The organism is Bradyrhizobium lablabi (assembly GCF_018131005.1).
Classification (GTDB): Bacteria; Pseudomonadota; Alphaproteobacteria; order Rhizobiales; family Xanthobacteraceae; genus Bradyrhizobium; species Bradyrhizobium lablabi_D.
On sequence record NZ_JAFCJK010000011.1, the window covers coordinates 64629 to 80200 of the forward strand.

13 protein-coding genes and 1 other RNA gene are annotated in these 15572 nt (G+C 63.9%); 6 read left to right on the forward strand and 8 right to left on the reverse strand.

Translation table 11 applies throughout. The features are described 5' to 3' along the window. Window positions 1–43: 43 nt before the first annotated feature. The 5 genes from JQ553_RS28050 to JQ553_RS28070 all read right to left on the reverse strand — a co-directional run bounded on the left by JQ553_RS28050 (window position 44) and on the right by JQ553_RS28070 (window position 4654). Window positions 44–1015 carry a tripartite tricarboxylate transporter substrate binding protein BugD gene (locus JQ553_RS28050; RefSeq protein ID WP_212503284.1) on the reverse strand — a complete coding sequence of 324 codons (972 nt, stop codon included), beginning with the start codon at window positions 1013–1015 and terminating at the stop codon, window positions 44–46. 126 nt (window positions 1016–1141) lie between these two features. Further along, window positions 1142–2656: a tripartite tricarboxylate transporter permease gene (locus JQ553_RS28055; protein ID WP_212503285.1), complete on the reverse strand. Its 1515-nt coding sequence runs from the start codon at window positions 2654–2656 to the stop codon at window positions 1142–1144. Window positions 2657–2663: 7 nt separating this feature from the next. Beyond that, entirely contained in the window at window positions 2664–3425 is a 762-nt protein-coding gene (locus tag JQ553_RS28060; RefSeq protein WP_212503286.1) for a tripartite tricarboxylate transporter TctB family protein, read from the reverse strand. Between the two features lie 87 nt (window positions 3426–3512). Then, window positions 3513–4046, reverse strand: coding sequence for a chromate transporter (locus JQ553_RS28065; RefSeq protein ID WP_212503287.1), 534 nt, complete (start codon window positions 4044–4046; stop codon window positions 3513–3515). Then, window positions 4043–4654 carry a chromate transporter gene (locus JQ553_RS28070; RefSeq protein WP_212503288.1) on the reverse strand — a complete coding sequence of 204 codons (612 nt, stop codon included), beginning with the start codon at window positions 4652–4654 and terminating at the stop codon, window positions 4043–4045. Before JQ553_RS28070 ends, JQ553_RS28065 begins: the two co-directional genes overlap by 4 nt. 77 nt (window positions 4655–4731) lie before the next feature. On the opposite strand from JQ553_RS28070, the gene ssrA reads away from it, so the two are divergent. The 5 genes from ssrA (at window position 4732) to JQ553_RS28095 (ending at window position 8110) form a co-directional block, all read left to right on the forward strand. Next, window positions 4732–5089, forward strand: a transfer-messenger RNA (tmRNA) gene (gene ssrA / locus JQ553_RS28075). Window positions 5090–5237: 148 nt separating this feature from the next. After that, window positions 5238–5747 (forward strand): SspB family protein, encoded by a 510-nt coding sequence (locus JQ553_RS28080; protein WP_212503289.1) that lies wholly within the window; start codon window positions 5238–5240, stop codon window positions 5745–5747. A gap of 184 nt (window positions 5748–5931) precedes the next feature. Further along, window positions 5932–7347, forward strand: coding sequence for a class II fumarate hydratase (fumC, locus tag JQ553_RS28085; RefSeq protein WP_212503290.1), 1416 nt, complete (start codon window positions 5932–5934; stop codon window positions 7345–7347). Window positions 7348–7652: 305 nt separating this feature from the next. Next, window positions 7653–7841: a DUF4169 family protein gene (locus JQ553_RS28090; RefSeq protein ID WP_212503291.1), complete on the forward strand. Its 189-nt coding sequence runs from the start codon at window positions 7653–7655 to the stop codon at window positions 7839–7841. Next, window positions 7838–8110, forward strand: coding sequence for a ribbon-helix-helix domain-containing protein (locus tag JQ553_RS28095; RefSeq protein ID WP_212503292.1), 273 nt, complete (start codon window positions 7838–7840; stop codon window positions 8108–8110). The genes JQ553_RS28090 and JQ553_RS28095 overlap by 4 nt, the downstream gene beginning before the upstream one ends. A 211-nt stretch (window positions 8111–8321) precedes the next feature. Here JQ553_RS28095 and JQ553_RS28100 read toward each other — a convergent pair whose 3' ends face one another. Both JQ553_RS28100 and JQ553_RS28105 read right to left on the reverse strand, forming a co-directional pair. Further along, a complete protein-coding gene (locus JQ553_RS28100) occupies window positions 8322–12023 on the reverse strand; it encodes an AsmA-like C-terminal region-containing protein (protein WP_212503293.1) in 3702 nt (1233 codons plus the stop codon). Between the two features lie 189 nt (window positions 12024–12212). Beyond that, window positions 12213–13445, reverse strand: a complete 1233-nt coding sequence (locus JQ553_RS28105; protein WP_212503294.1) for a cytochrome P450 — start codon at window positions 13443–13445, stop codon at window positions 12213–12215. 175 nt (window positions 13446–13620) lie between these two features. Here JQ553_RS28105 and JQ553_RS28110 point away from each other — a divergent pair, with 175 nt between their 5' ends. After that, complete coding sequence (locus tag JQ553_RS28110; protein WP_212503295.1) at window positions 13621–14232, forward strand: TetR/AcrR family transcriptional regulator; 612 nt, start codon at window positions 13621–13623, stop codon at window positions 14230–14232. A 6-nt stretch (window positions 14233–14238) separates the two neighbouring features. Here the strand turns inward: JQ553_RS28110 and JQ553_RS28115 are convergent, their stop codons facing one another. Continuing rightward, on the reverse strand, window positions 14239–15531 hold the full coding sequence (locus tag JQ553_RS28115) for an MFS transporter (protein WP_212503296.1): 1293 nt from the start codon (window positions 15529–15531) through the stop codon (window positions 14239–14241). Window positions 15532–15572 lie beyond the last annotated feature (41 nt).

The window sequence follows — 15572 nt, forward strand, 5'->3', positions numbered from 1 at the left end:
GGCGGAACCGACGTTCCGCCCCCTATCTACTTGAGCGCGCCGGCTAACTTGCTGGCTTGAGCACCGGCGTCCACTTCGCGATCTCGCTCTTTACGAGGGTCGCGAGCGCCTCGGGCGTGCGGGCGGAGACAGGCGGAATCACGCTGCCGAGTTCGAGCAGGCGCTTGCGGACGGCCTCGTCGTCGAGCGCCTTGACCGTGGCCGCATTCAACGTCGCGATAATCGCGGGCGACGTTCCCTTCGGTGCGAAGATTGCGTTCCACGCCTGGGCCTGGAATGCGGGCAGGCCGGCTTCGGTCGTGGTCGGCACGTTGGGCAGCGACGGGTTGCGCTCCGGCGTCGCGATCGCATAGGCCTTGATGGTGCCGGCGTTGATCTGCGGAACCGCGTTGACGATCTGGTCGCACATGTAATCGACCTGCCCCGCGACCAGCGCGTTCATCGCGGGGCCCGTGCCGTTGAAGGGCACGCCGACCGGCTTGATTCCGAGGATCGAGTTGAGCAGCTCGCACGACACGTGGGAGACCGAGCCGACGCCGGCATGCGCGGCGTTGACCTTCTCGGCGTTGGCTTTCACATAGGCCACGAATTCCTTCAGATCCTTCGGCGGAAAGTCCTTGCGCGCGAGGATCAGGATCGGCGTGCCCGCGAGCAGAGCGATCGGCTCGAAGTCCTTTTCCGGATGGTAGGCGAGCTTGGGATAGAGCGGCACGGAGGCGGCGTGGGTGCCCATATGCCCGGTAATCAATGTATAGCCGTCATTGACGGCGCGCGCCGCGCGCGTCGTCGCGGTGGTGCCGCCGGCGCCGACCACGTTCTCGATGATGATGCTCTGCCCCAGCGTCTGCGCCATATGCGCAGTGACGATGCGCGAAATGACGTCGGTCGGACCTCCGGCCGCGAACGGTACGATCATGGTGATGCTTCGCGTCGGGTAGTTTTGCGCCGATGCCGGTGCGGCAAGGGCGCACAACGCGGCAAGGCATGCGCCCGCGAGCGAGCGAATGGAGGTCATCTCGAATCTCCCCGGGACCTTCAAGTAAAAATGCCGGCCAACCGGCCGGCATTTTTGTTTCACGAGACGACACCGGGTGTCGATTCGACTTCGGGATGCGGCGCGCCGACGCAGGCAGGCACGAGATCAGCTCTCGGACTCCGTAAACACCTCGTCGCGTTTGGCACGCAGGCTCGGCAACACCGCAAGCACCAACAGACCGGCCGCGATGGCCAGCAGCACCGCTGACAGCGGACGCGTGACAAACACGCTCCAGTCACCGCGCGAGATCAAGAGCGCACGGCGCAGGTTCTCCTCCATCAGCGGGCCCAGCACCATGCCGAGCAGGAGCGGTGCGGGCTCGAAATCATGCTTGATCAGCCAGTAGCCGACGAGGCCGAACACACCCGCCAGGATGACGTCGACCGGCGCATTGTTCACCGAGTAGATGCCGATCGCGCAGAAGATCACGATCGAGGGGAACATCAGACGGTACGGCACGCGCAGCAGGCGGACCCAGATGCCGACCAGCGGCAGGTTGATGATGATCAGCATCAAATTGCCGATCCACATCGAGGCGATCATGCCCCAGACGAGATCGGGCTGTTTCTGCATGACTTGCGGACCGGGCACAATGCCGTGAATTGTCATCGCGCCTACCATCAGCGCCATCACCGCGTTAGGTGGGATGCCGAGCGTGAGCAGGGGAATGAAGGAGGTCTGCGCCGCGGCGTTGTTGGCGCTCTCCGGCGCCGCCACTCCCTCGATCGCGCCACGGCCGAACCGCGACGGATTTTTCGCAATCTTCTTCTCCAGCGTATAGGCCGCGAACGACGCGATTACGGCGCCGCCGCCCGGCAGGATGCCGAGAATCGAACCGAGCACCGTTCCGCGGCCGATCGCGGGCGCGGAGTCGATCAGATCCTTTCGTGTCGGCATCAGGCCGGTGATCTTCTGCTGGACGAGATTACGGTTCATCTCCGCGCCGAAGTCGAGGTTGCGGATAATTTCGGCGAAGCCGAACACGCCCATCGCCACGGTCGCAAAGCCGAGGCCGTCGGCGAGTTCCGGGATATTGAAGGCCATCCGGGACGCGCCGGTCTCGATGTCGGAGCCGACCATCGAGAGCAACAGCCCGAGCACGATCATCGCGATCGCCTTCAGCACCGACCCCTTCGCCAACACCACAGCAAAGATCAGGCCGAGCACCATCAGCGAGAAATATTCGGCGGGGCCGAAGGCGAGCGCGAGCTTCGTCAGCGGTGCACCGAGCACGGCGATCAGCACGGTTGCGACGCAGCCGGCGAAGAACGAACCGATCGCCGCGATCGCCAGCGCCGGACCGGCGCGCCCCTGCTTGGCCATCTGATGGCCGTCAAGCGCAGTCACCACCGAGGTCGCTTCGCCCGGAATATTGACCAGGATCGATGTGGTCGAGCCGCCATACTGAGCGCCGTAATAGATGCCGGCGAGCATGATCAACGCGCCGACCGGCGGCAGGCCGAACGTGATCGGCAGCAGCATTGCGACGGTTGCGATGGTGCCGATGCCGGGCAGCACGCCGACCAGCGTGCCGACCAGCGCGCCGATCAGGCACATCAGTAAGTTGATCGGCGAGAACGCGACTCCGAAACCGTGGGCGAGATTGGCAAAAAGATCCATCGCGCCCTCACTGGATCAGGAAACGCGGGAACATCGGCATCGGAAGTCCCAAAATGTAAGGAAACAGGATCGCGCAGCCGAGCGTCAGGCAGGCGCCGACGATGATAGTCTCGATCCATTTCGTTTCATACGAACCGACGGCTGCGATCAGGAAGCTCGAAAATGCGGTGACGATGAGCCCAAGCGGCCGGATCGCCAGCGCGAAAAAGACGATCGCTGCCGCCACGAACAGCGGCCCCCGCCAGGAATAGTGGGAGAGACCCGCCCCATCGGTGAGAAGCCCCGTCAAGGCGATGCCGGCACCCAGCGCCACCAGCAGCACGCCGAACATGCGCGGGGCAGTTCCGGCGCCGAAGGAGAAACCGTGCATCCCCTGCAGATCGCTGGATGCCCAAAGCGCAAACAGCGCCACCGCCATCAGCACGATGCCGCCGATATAGTCCTGCGGCGCCCTGATCTTGACGAAAAGCGTCAGGATCGCAATCGCAAACAGCGGATAGGAATAGATCAGCGCCAGAAGCGAATCCGGCGACAGCGCCGTCTTCGCAACGATGCTTGGAAACGCGAGCAGGAGGGCCATGGCATGCGCCGCCAGCGCCGACAGTGGCGTGCGGCCAGCCCCCAGTCCGACGACCGTTCCCAACGACCACACCAGCTCGAAAATCTGCGGCGCCACCGCCAGCACGACAATTCCGAGCGCGACCGACGTATTACGCGTCGTTGATGCGTCAGGCGTCGTTGATGCGGTGTGGCCCATCGTATCGGCCATGCACGTCTCCTCCGTGACCCGCTGCCGCGGCTGTTTCCTCTCTCGGCTGGAATTAGGTCCCGCCCTGCCCTTGCCTAGCGATATTCGTCAGACAACGCCAGCAAAACCCAAGACGCCCCCGGCGAGCAACAGCCAAAAAGGATTTATCCTTGTCGCAGAGGCAAGCGCTGCCGCGACAACGGTGATCAGAGCCGCGATCCAACTTTGGTCTGATGTCCGCGCCAGGATGAGGCCACTCGCCGCCATCAGGCCGATCGACAGAGGAACAAGGGCCGCCTGGATGATCGCCGGCCAGCGCGCACCGCGCGAGCGTTCCAGAAAGCGGCTCACATAATAGGCCAGCAGCGCGGTCGGGCCGCACATCGCAACGGTTGCCGCCAATGCACCAGCGACGCCTGCAACGGAATAGCCGATCAATGTCACGATCAGCACGTTCGGTCCCGGCGAGAGCTGCGAGATCGCGAACACGTCGGCGAACTGCTTGTCGGTCATCCAGTGATGCACGTCGACCGCGACGCGGTGCATTTCCGGAATCGCCGAATTGGCTCCTCCGACCGCAAACAGCGACATCAGGCCGAACGTCCAGACCAGCGTCGCGATCGGATTGGGATTTGCTGTCATGCCTTGCCTTTGCGGCGCACGCCAATGGTGATCGCAAGGCTGAGCGGGATCGCGACCAGGAGCACGATCTGCAGCGGCCACCGAATCAGCCCGATCGCGACGAACACCGCCGCCAGGATGACGAGGCCAACGAGATCGCGCCGCTTGACGAGCGGCATCATCATCTTGAAGACGACCGCGATCAAAAGTCCGACCGCCGCGCAGGCGACGCCGGCGAGCGTGCGGCGAAGAGCATCGATCTCGCCATAGTGCGCGTAGAGCCCGGCCAGGACGGTCGCGATCACCATGGGTGGACCGACCAGCCCGGCGAAGGCCGCGAGACCGCCGGCAATGCCGCGGAAGCGCGAGCCGAACACAAACGACAGGTTCACGATGTTCGGACCCGGCAGGAAATGGCAGAGCGCGAAGGTCTCGTTGAACTCCTCCGCCGTCATCCAGCGGTGCTGCTCGACGATGCCGCGGCGCGCCCAGACCAGCACCCCGCCAAACCCCGCGAGCGACATCTTGGCGAACGCCACGAACAGTTCGAACAGTCCGGGCTGCGGTGGTGGATTGGGTGTGGGGGTGTCCGGCGCCGGAGCGGCAACCGGCTGCGAATCCGGAGGCATGGATGATATCTAGACTGGCGGCGGCACACCGGCCAACCCAAATCGGCAGGTTTCACGGTCAAATGAGCGCGGAATTGGCTCTATTTTTCTCAATCCTTGGCGCCTATATTGGAGATGCCGGTTCGCCGGCTATGGAAATAAATGACCGTCGCAATAAACCATTCGGACCCGGGGGCGGTACCCGGCGCCTCCACCAAAACCCATCGGCTTCAGGTGGTTTTCGGCGGGGGCGAAATAGGATCGACGAGGGCGTAAAGGGCGCGTTTTTTCTCGGTATGGTTCCGCCGATATCGGGCCAATGCAATAGTTGCCAACGACAACTTTGCTCCGGTTGCTCAGGCTGCGTAACGCAGTTTGAAAGACCATCTTGAAGTCCTAGCGGGTTAAGCTCCGCTAGGCGGGGTTCGGAGGCACCTGGCAACAGAAGCCTCCACTTCATTGCAGATCGGGCATTTTCGCCTGCGTTTGTGGTTCCCCCTGCTGATTTCCGGTCCCCAACAGGGTACCATGGCCCAAAAGGAGGCGAGTCGGACGGCGGCGGCGCCGACCAGCCGGCAAGGTTTCGAGAACAACAGGATGACCCATGGCGACCGATCACATCCGATATGACGTGCTGGCGCGCGACGCGCTGCGCGGGGTGCTGCGTCGGGTCCTCGCCGACGCGGCCGAGCACGGCCTGCCAGGCGAACACCATTTCTACATCACCTTCCTGTCGACCGCCGAGGGCGTGAAACTCTCCCCGCGGCTGCTTGCGCAGTATCCGGAGGAGATGACGATCATCCTGCAGCACCAGTTCTGGGACCTCGTGGTGACGGAGGACCGGTTCGAGGTCGGATTGTCGTTCGGCGGCATTCCGGAGCGGCTGACCGTGCCGTTCGCCGCGGTGACGCGCTTCCTCGATCCATCCGCGCCGTTCGACCTGCAATTCGACGCCTCCGATGCCGTGGCCGAAGAACCTCCGGCCAAGCTCCCGGCTGCGGCACCGGCCGCCTCTCTGCCTGCGCCGCCGGCCGCGACCGAGGTCATGGAAGAGCCGGCGAAGCCCGGCGAAGGTGCCGAGGTGGTTCGGCTCGATCGTTTCCGCAAGAAATAATCTAAGCGCAGAGTAATCCTCGACCCTGTAGGATGCCGCTTGCGAAGATCGGGATGACGCTTGTCGTTCCGATCGATTTTCTGTGTGAGCATGCTCCTGGCGGTGGCGGTTTGCGTCTGCCGCGAGGAAGAACCGGTCGTCACATCTCCGGATCATGCTCTCGCGAAGCAAGCGGACAACATTCATGGCTCGATCAGCAACACCTTCCAAGACGACGACCCGCAGCGAGACCGACAGCTTCGGCCCGATCGATGTGCCCGCCGACCGTTACTGGGGCGCGCAGACCGAACGCTCGCGGCAGAACTTCAAGATCGGTCATGACCGGATGCCGATCCCAATCATCCACGCACTTGGCATCGTCAAGCTCGCGGCAGCCTTGACCAATCGCGAGCTCGGCCTGCTCGACGCGCGCCGCGCCGGCGCCATTGTTCGCGCCGCCAAGGAAGTGATCGAGGGCAAGCTCGACGATCACTTTCCGCTGGTGGTGTGGCAGACCGGGTCCGGCACGCAGACCAATATGAACCTCAACGAGGTGATCGCCAATCGCGCCAACCAGATGCTCGGCGGCGAGCTCGGCGCAAAGAAGCCGATTCATCCGAACGACCACGTCAACATGAGTCAGTCGTCGAACGATTCATTCCCGACCGCGATGCACATCGCGGCGGCGCAACATGTCATTGCCGATCTGATCCCTGCGCTCAGCGAGTTGCATCGCGAGCTGCGCAAAAAGGAAAAGGCGTTCGCAGGTATCGTCAAGATCGGGCGCACGCACACCCAGGACGCAACTCCCCTGACGCTCGGCCAGGAGTTCTCGGGCTACGCCGCGCAGGTCGAGAGCGGCATCGCGCGGCTGCACACCGCCGTGAAGGACCTGTTCCCGCTGGCGCAAGGCGGCACCGCCGTCGGCACCGGCCTCAACTCGAAACCGAAATTCGCCAGGACCTTTGCCAAGCACGTCGCCAAGATCACCAAGCTGCCCTTCACGAGTGCTGCGAACAAATTCGAGGCGCTGGCCTCGAATGACGCCTACGTGTTCACGCATGGCGCGATCAATTCGGTAGCAACCGGCCTGTTCAAGATCGCCAACGATATCCGTTTCCTCGGCTCGGGCCCGCGCTCGGGTCTCGGCGAATTGATCCTGCCCGAGAACGAGCCGGGCTCGTCTATCATGCCAGGCAAGGTCAACCCGACCCAATGCGAGGCGCTGACGATGGTGTGCTGCAAGGTGTTCGGCAATGAGACCTCAATCACACTTGCCGGCAGCCAGGGACATTTCGAGCTGAACGTGTACAAGCCGGTTTTGGCATACTGTATGATGAATTCCATTCGACTGCTGTCCGACGTGGCCCGCTCATTCACGGAGCATTGCGTTGTCGGAATACGCGCAGACGAAAAGCGCATCGGCGAGTTGATGCAGCGTTCGCTGATGCTGGTGACGGCGCTCGCACCGAAGATCGGCTACGACAATGCTGCAAAAGTCGCCAAGGCAGCGCATGCACGCGGAACAACGCTAAAAGAAGAGGCATTGCGGCTTGGTTTTGTGTCTGAAGATGAATTTGATCGGCTGGTGCAGCCGGACAAAATGACACACCCGAACTGAATGATTGACGCGCAGACCGGGGAATTACGGGCACTCGCGCGCGAATTGATTGTGGACGATAACGCCCAAAGAATGAGAGAAGTCATATATTCGCTATCAGCTCTGCGTCTGCGCATGCTAGAGCGACCAGACGCATTGTTTTCGCAGAGCGAAATTGATTTTTTGGTGCTATCACTAAGCGTCGAACGAGGATTTTTGATGAACATTGAGCTTGGCGCGCAGCGTCGCTACTCCTGCTTTCGTCATTACTCTTGCTTTCGTCACATTGTGTCCCCAAGTCGTGTGAGCGGATGATGAGGACGAGCATGGGGGACGTGGTCAACCTGAAACGTTTCAAGAAACGCACCGAGCGCGAGCAGGCGGCAAAGCAAGCCGGGACCAATCGTGCGCGTTTTGGTCGTACAAAGTCCGAACGGGCGCGCGATGAGTTGGCCATCGAACGTTCCAATCGCCTGCTTGATCAGCATCACATCGATGGCGGAGAGACATCATGAAATCCCCCGTCGTCAAACGTTCGATCGTCGTCGCTGGCCACAAGACCAGCGTCAGCCTCGAAGAGGCGTTCTGGAACGGCATGAAGGAGATCTCCGGTCTCCGGAACATGACGCTTTCGGAACTGGTCGGCGAGATCGACAGCAACCGCCAGCAGGGCAACCTCTCCTCGGCGATCCGACTCTTCGTGCTCGACTATTTCCGCTCACGCGCAGCTCCCGCGGTGCCGGAAGCAAGGCCGCAGCAGGTGGATACGCGGCAGCAGGCGTGACGCTTGATCCGGAAGACCGTGAGATGTTTTCCGGGACGATCATGCTCAAGCAACCAGGCAAAGCGCGACGATGGTCCCTCCCGATCTCGTCGTTCTTTGTCGACTGGCTCTGCTGAATCATTTTCGCGCTTGAGAGCGTGCGCGTGACGCCTCGCGAAGGCATCGCCGGGCGCCGCCTTCAATGTCGCAATGATGCTTTCCCAATCATGCCTCAATTCTGCACTGCCGGCCGAGCCGGCGGATTGGCGACCTGCGGCGCGAGCGACAGCGGCGGACGCGGCTTCGGCCTGGGCATTCCGGGCAACGGTTTGACCTCGATCGGAGGCGGCAATGGAGCGACTTGGGGCTGGCTTGCGACCGGCGCTGGCGTCGCAACCGCGGGCGCCGTGGCAACCGGCGGCACGATCGGCGGACGCGGCGCCACGATCTTCGACTTCTGAGGCGCACGACGCGGATCGCGGCCGGACTTCGCCGCTTCGGAGGGCGGAAACGCCGCCGAACCGGAATCCGGCGCCTCCGCCGCAGGCTCGGTCGCGTGCGGAATCGCCGCCGGCATCGGTTCAGGTGGCGGCGGTGGCTCACCACGTTCGATCGCGTCCAGCCGGCGCGTTTCACGATCGATCGCACGCACCGCGAGCCAGGACGACAATGCGGTGATATCAATGCTGCGCGTCAGCCCATCCGGCGTGCCGACCGCGAGCAACTGAATCTCCGGGCGACTGCTGGTTGTGCCGACAAGCGTCGAGGCCAGCGCGGCACGAATGTCGACCTGGTCCGCCGGAATATCGTAGCCGCCGGACACGATGGCGTTGGCACCGATCGCGGCGAGCGTGGTCGCGGCGACGCGGATGCGGCCGTCACGGATGTTGAATGGAATTTGCGCTGACGCGATCGACAATGTGCCGGCTGCGAGCACGGGCTCGATGATCTGCTTCAGCCGCGTATCGTCGCTCGCCTGTCCGGAATCGCTGGCGCGTATCGCAACGTCGAAGACGCGCGGGTCGAGCCCCGCGAACTTGGCCGATTCGAGCGTCACGGTGCCGCTGCCAGACAGCGCGCCGGTGAGGGCCGAGGCGCTGCGGCCCTGGCTCATGAGCGTCATCTGCATCGACGCGCGGCCCTTGGGCATCGCGAGATTGCGGTAGCGCAGCGCCGAACCATCGACGCCTCCGAGCTGGACGTTCGCGTTCAGCGTGACGCCGTTGGCGCTTTGCCGCGCGTCGATGGTGGCGCTCGCCTCGCCGCCGCCAATCTTGCCCTTGATGCCCTCAAACGTCAGCGATTGACCGTCGGCCCTGACGATGCCGCTCACCGGCTGCAGTTCCGCTCCGCCCGGCAACAAGCCGTGCAGGGCCTCGAACGCGACCCTGCCGCGCCAGCCCTTGGTCAATCCCGCGCCGAGCGGCTCGGTTCCATCATGTCCTGCGGCGCCGATTGCGGTCGCAAAGATCGGCGCGAGCGTGATCTGGTCGAGACCGATTTCGCCCTCGATGGCCTTTTCGTCGGCGAGAGTCAGCGCAAGGTGCCCGCGCAGCCGCGAGCCAGCGACGATGCTATCCAGATCGCCGAAGGTCAGTCTGTCACCCGCCAGTGTCACCCGCGACGACAGTCGGATGTTTCCTCCCTGGTCGGACGATTTCAGATCCAGCAACGGGCTGATGTCGGCGCTGCGGACGCGGAGACTGACGCTCGATTTGGCATCCTTCGCCCACGGCTCCGCGGACCCCTCGGCATCAGCATCAAGCCCGGCGCCCCACAACCGGGCCTTCAGTCGCAGCGGCGCGCCCCAGGCGCCGTTCACCGTGGCCTCGAACTGCGCCGGGCCGGTGCCGGCGGCAACCATCTGGTCGAGACCCAGCAATGCCAGCACAATGCGCCCCTGCTCCGCCGAGATTTTCGCTACGCCACCAATCTCACTATGGCTGAGCGCATCGATATCGAAGCCGCTAATTGCTGCCGCGGACAATGACCCTCCAATGCTCAGGCGGCCTTTGACCTGCGGCGCCTCGACGTCCAACACGGCCGTCGTAGCGATCCCGGGCGCCTTGCCTTGCAACAGACCAATGTCGAGCTTGGCGTGGGCCGGGCCCGGCGCGACCTTGAGTGCCTCAAGCCTCGAGGCAACCGACGGAGCAAAAGGCGAGACCGAAGTTGCGACCTGCGACAGTGATGCGGCTGTCACGTCAAGGAGCAGCCTCCCCGTGGAACTGGCGCGATCGAAATTGCCGCTGCCGTCCAGGGCAACCTTGTCGGACTGGCCGATCTTGATCCGGTCCAGCACGATCTCCTTTGGGCTGTAGCGGAACTTTGCAAACAGCGGGCGCATTTCCTGGCCCGCGGATATGGCGCGCCCAATGTCGAGCGAGAGCTGGGCTTCGTCGGGCCATTCGGCCTGCGGGCCGGCCAGCGAGCGGATGAAGGCGGCGGTCGCATCGAGATCGAGTCGCTCCGCCTTCACCTGCGCCTCGATCTTCGATCCGCTGGCCGCCTCACGGTGCGCAACCGCAACGCGGCCCTCAAGCGCACCGCCCTCGATCTCGGCCTTCATGGCGTCGATCGCAAAGCCGGCCGGAGACACCGTCACATCGCCGCGCAGCCGAAATGGCTTCTGACTCCGACGGGCGATGTCGCCGCGGCCCTGCAGCCAGCCCACTAGCGCATCCGGATCCGACGACTCGACATTGAGTGCCGTCCTGAAGCTGTCGGATGACCCGCCTTGCGCCGCGGCGCCGCTCATTGCGACGCGCGTCGTTCCCGGCGCGCGAAACTCCAGCCGTCGCACCGTCCATGACTTTGCATCCGAATAGAGTTCGGACGAGACGTCCTGCAGAGGACGACCGCCGAGCATCACCTGCTCGGTCGCAACCTCGATCTGCGCGGGAATCGGGCTTTCCGGCAGGCCCGAGAAAAACGCGCGCAGCGCCGGCAGCACGCGCGCCGGCTCCGCATTGCCATCCTTTCCGCTGTCCTTGGCGGCAAACCTATCGGCGTCGAGCTGGCGCGCCGACAGCGCGGCACGCAGCAGCGGCGCTGCGCCGAAGCGGATGTCGCCGGCGCCGGCAAGCTTCAGCGCCCGATCTTCGGCGCCATAGCTCACCTCGACCTGGTCGAGCCGCGCCGCCGAATAGTCGGTCTTCACCTTGGCTGCGATCCGCCACGGCGGTTCGTCTGCCCTGCCGCGCTGGCTCGGCGTTGCCGCCAGCGTCACCGCGCCCTCGAACCGCGGCGCGCGGGACTCGAAGCTCAGAATGCCCTCGAGATCGGCCGACAACGCGCGCCGCGCCGGATCGATGGTGAAATGCACGCGCGTTCCGTTGCCATCGGGGCCCTGCCCCGACGAGACGCGAAACGGATAGCGCGTGCCATCGAACATGAAATTGCCGTCGCCGCGGATCGCGCCGGCGAGCGAGCGGACATCGCCGCTGAAGACGATGTCATTCAGCTCGAGCGTGCCGCGGCTCGCCGCATCGTGCAGCGCGACGCGGCCGGTAAGATTGAGCCGGTCGATCGCGAGCGACGCCAGGTTGAAGGTGCCGCTCGTGGCCGGCCAGTCGATGCGCCCTTTCGGATCGAGCCGGAGATCGAGCGACACGCCGTTGAGGGTCAGTTCGGTGGCGCGCCATTCGCCGCGCATCAGCGAGCCCAAGCTGAATTCGACATCCAGTTTGTCGGCGCCGACTTTGCCGAGGTCGCTGGCGCCGCCGACGGTCACGGAGTTGAGCCGCAACGATGGGGCCGGCAACAGGCGCGCGTCGAGCTTGCCGCCAACGCGGACCGGCGCGCCGATGATCTTGGTCGCCTCCGCCTCGAATTGCGGCCTGAACTGGTTCCAGTCGACGAAATACGGACCGACCAGTGCGGCCGCCAGCGCAAGGATGAACGCAATCGCCAGGCCGAGCAGCGTCGTCTGCACGGTGTCTCCCTTTAAGCCCGCCCCGCGGGCAGCCTGCCTGTGGCGAGCCCGAGCCGGAGCCGCCCAATATATAGAGGCAAGTATGGCGAAGTCACAGCACCTTTGCTGCTGTGACTGGCAGGCCCGAAGGTGCCTCCGCTCAAGCCTGCGTGGGCACGGCCGATGCTGACCGGTCCGAAATGTGCCGGATCACCAGCGCGCGGGGAGCCGCTTCAGCCCGCGCAGCACAAAGGTCGGCCGCCATTCCGGATTTTCCGCGTCATCGAGCCGCAGGTCCGGAATCCGGCGCAACAGGGTCGAGATCGCGATCTCCGCCTCGATCCGCGCGAGCTGGGCGCCAAGGCAGAAATGGATGCCGCCGCCGAACGACAGTGGCTTCACGTTCGGCCGCGTGATGTCGAGCCGTTCGGGGCGATCAGGATAGACCGCCGGGTCGTGATTGGCCGAGCCGAGCAGGCACAGCACGGTCTCGCCCTTCGGAATGCGCTTGCCGCCGAGGTCCTCGATGTCCTCCAGCGCGACACGACCGGTGAGCTGCACCGAGGAGTCGTACCGCAGGAATTCCTCGATCGCGTTGGTGATCAGGCCGGGATTGGCCCTGAGCAGGGAGAGTTGGTCAGGATTGCGATGCAGCGCCAGGAGGCCGTTGCCAATCAGGTTCACGGTCGTCTCGTGGCCGGCGCCGAACAACAGGATGATGTTGGCCGTGAGCTCTTCGTTCGTAAGCTTGTGACCGTTCTCCTCGGCCTGCACCAGTTGCGTGGTGAGGTCGTCGCCGGGCTGCTTGCGCCGCAGCTCAAAGAGCTGATGGAAGTACATCGCCGCCATCGCGTTGCCGGCATTGCCCTGCTTGATCTCCTCGGGTGACAGCGGCACCGGATCGAGCAGGCGTCCACCGTCGCGCGAGCCGTTGTAGAACGCGTCGCGATGCTCCTCGGGGATGCCGAGCATGTCGCAGATGATCGTCACCGGCAGGCGGAACGCAAAATCCTCGATCAGGTCCATTCTGCCCTGCGGAATGATGCGTTCGAGTGTTTCGTCGACGACCTGCTGGATGCGCGGACGCATGTCCTCGACCCGGCGCGCGGTAAAGGCCTTCACCACGAGGCCCCTCAGGCGGGTGTGATCAGGCGGATCCTGCTGCAGCATCCAGTGGCTCATGCTGCGGAAGACCGGCTCTTCCATGATCTTCGGACCGTAGCGGCGGACGGTGCGGTCGACATAGTCCTTACCGAAGCGCTTGTCGCGCAAGACCAGACTCACTTCGGCGTGGCGGCTGGCGACGAAGGCGCCATGCGCGTTGACGTGCATCGGATCCGTGGTGCGCAACCGCTCGTAGTGCGGATAGGGGTTGCGGATGAACTCGGGTGCCAAGGGATTGAAAAGCGGTTCGCTGCTCGCCGCCTGAGCATGTTCGTTCATAGTAACCCTCGCTGGCCTGTTGCGCCGATGGGCAAATGGCGCGCGTTGCTGTCATCCTAGGGGCCGGGCGGCCGCTTTGCGCCATCCGGTTGGATCAATTTTGTTCGATCAATTTTGCAATTCGGTAACACAATACATTATTGTATCGAGTTGCATTTTGCCCTAAAATCGGGCGATGTCAAGGGTTCGAACCAGGCCGACTCGGGATGCCACTTGCGAAAAGCTGTTCGAGGCGGCGGCGCGGGTGTTCGAGGACCAGGGAATTGGCGGCGCAAGCATCGAGGCGATCGCGGCCGCGGCGGGCTTTACGCGCGGCGCTTTCTACTCGAACTTCAACAGCAAGGACGAACTGATCATCGCCATGCTCGAGGATCACGTCGAGCAATCGATCCGGCGCAATCTGGAACTGCTTGCGAAGCACCAGAACCTCGCAGATTTCCTCGAGGCCCTGCGGACCATGGACCGCAGCCGGCAGGATCCGCTCGGACGCTCGCCTCTCCTGCATATGGAGATGATCCTGTTCGTGGCGCGCGCCGAGAAGCGCAGGCCGGAACTCGCCAAACGCCTGCGCGCGCGGCGCAAGCTGATCACCGATATCGTCGAGACGACGCTGAGGAATGCCGGCAGGAGCGGCGCGCTCGATTCGGAATGGATCGGCGCAATCGTGCTCGCGCTCGACGACGGTTTCCGCCTGCATCGGCTGATCGACCCGGAGACCACGCCATCGGATAGTTTCCTCCGCGCGATTACCGACCTGCAGCGGGCGATCGGAGTTGCTCCCACCTGATCCGATTCATCCCGGGCTCTCGATCTTGTGCATCTGCCCGGCGACAGCGCGGACCTTGCCGGGCGAAGCCTGCCAGATCGCGATCGCCGACAACAGGCTTACGCCGATGCCAACGGTGAATGCGACCGTGTAGCTCTCCGAGAGATCGTAAAGCTGGCCGGTCGCCCAAGGTCCCGCAGCACCACCGGCCAGCGCTGCGAGCATGACGGTACCGAAGATGCTGCCGTAATGCTTGCCCTGGAAGATCTCCAGCACGACCGGTCCCATCACCGAAGTCAGGCCGTAACCGAGCGCGCCCTGCGTGAACACCATGAGATAGACGAGCGTCATGGTCGGCCAATATTTCAGCGCGACCAGCGCCGCAAAGCAGATGGCGAAGCCGACGCAGGAAATCGCCCAGACCCACTCGCGGCCGATACGATCTGACAAATGCCCGAGCCAGATCTGGCCGGGAATGCCAAGCAGGCTGACAACGCCGAGCGCCCAGACTCCGACGCTGGAGCTGAAGCCGATATCGAGCAGGAACTTGGTCTGGTGTACCTGAACCGCGTACCAGATATACAGGCCGCAGAAATATCCTACCGCGATCCACCAGAACCGGGCGGTGCGGAGCGCGCGCCGCAATGTCCAGTCCGTGCCGGCCCAGACGGGATCGACGATGTTCGATGCCGGCTTGGCCGAGGTCCCGGTCGGCGCGGCATCACCATCGGGTTGCAGGCCGATGTCCTCCGGGCGCTTGCGCAGCAGAACGTTGATCGGCGCGAGCACGACCAGCACCAGGATGCCCATCGCGGTGCAGGCGGTGCGCCAGCCGCTCTGCTCGATCATATGCTGCACCCACGGCAGCAGTGTCACCGAGCCGATGCCGACCCCGGCAAAGGCGAGCCCTATCGCAAAGCCTCGGCGACGGATGAACCAGTTCGGCAGGAACAGCGATTGACCGGAATAACCGAGGCAGACGCTGCCGGCGCCGACCAGCACGCCGATCGTGAGATAGAGATGCCAGGGCTGCGACGTCAGCGGCGCCAGCAGCAGCCCTCCTGCCATCAATGCGACGCCGACTTCCATTACCGCGCGTGGACCGTAGTGGTCCATCATCCGCCCGATCAGCGGGCTGACCGCGCCCGACACCACGAAGCCGAATGAGAACGCGCCGGCGGTGACACCGCGCTCCCAGCCGAACTCGCCGATGATCGGCGGATAGAACAGCGAGAACGCGGTGCGCGCATTGACTCCAATCGCCATAGTGACGAACGTCACCGCGATGACGATCCAGCCGTAGAAAAAGGGAAGCCGCATGGAAACCTTGTGGCAGACTTGAATTGCGCTGTCGATGCTCT

Excerpts from the sequence above, each read along its gene's own strand:
- JQ553_RS28095 (WP_212503292.1), top strand. The coding sequence starts at position 7,838 with ATGAAATCCCCCGTCGTCAAACGTTCGATCGTCGTCGCTGGCCACAAG.
- JQ553_RS28090 (WP_212503291.1), top strand. The coding sequence starts at position 7,653 with ATGGGGGACGTGGTCAACCTGAAACGTTTCAAGAAACGCACCGAGCGC.
- JQ553_RS28055 (WP_212503285.1), bottom strand. The coding sequence starts at position 2,656 with ATGGATCTTTTTGCCAATCTCGCCCACGGTTTCGGAGTCGCGTTCTCG.
- JQ553_RS28050 (WP_212503284.1), bottom strand. The coding sequence starts at position 1,015 with ATGACCTCCATTCGCTCGCTCGCGGGCGCATGCCTTGCCGCGTTGTGC.
- JQ553_RS28070 (WP_212503288.1), bottom strand. The coding sequence starts at position 4,654 with ATGCCTCCGGATTCGCAGCCGGTTGCCGCTCCGGCGCCGGACACCCCC.
- JQ553_RS28060 (WP_212503286.1), bottom strand. The coding sequence starts at position 3,425 with ATGGCCGATACGATGGGCCACACCGCATCAACGACGCCTGACGCATCA.
- JQ553_RS28110 (WP_212503295.1), top strand. The coding sequence starts at position 13,621 with ATGTCAAGGGTTCGAACCAGGCCGACTCGGGATGCCACTTGCGAAAAG.
- JQ553_RS28115 (WP_212503296.1), bottom strand. The coding sequence starts at position 15,531 with ATGCGGCTTCCCTTTTTCTACGGCTGGATCGTCATCGCGGTGACGTTC.
- fumC (WP_212503290.1), top strand. The coding sequence starts at position 5,932 with ATGGCTCGATCAGCAACACCTTCCAAGACGACGACCCGCAGCGAGACC.
- JQ553_RS28065 (WP_212503287.1), bottom strand. The coding sequence starts at position 4,046 with ATGACAGCAAATCCCAATCCGATCGCGACGCTGGTCTGGACGTTCGGC.
- JQ553_RS28080 (WP_212503289.1), top strand. The coding sequence starts at position 5,238 with ATGGCGACCGATCACATCCGATATGACGTGCTGGCGCGCGACGCGCTG.
- JQ553_RS28105 (WP_212503294.1), bottom strand. The coding sequence starts at position 13,445 with ATGAACGAACATGCTCAGGCGGCGAGCAGCGAACCGCTTTTCAATCCC.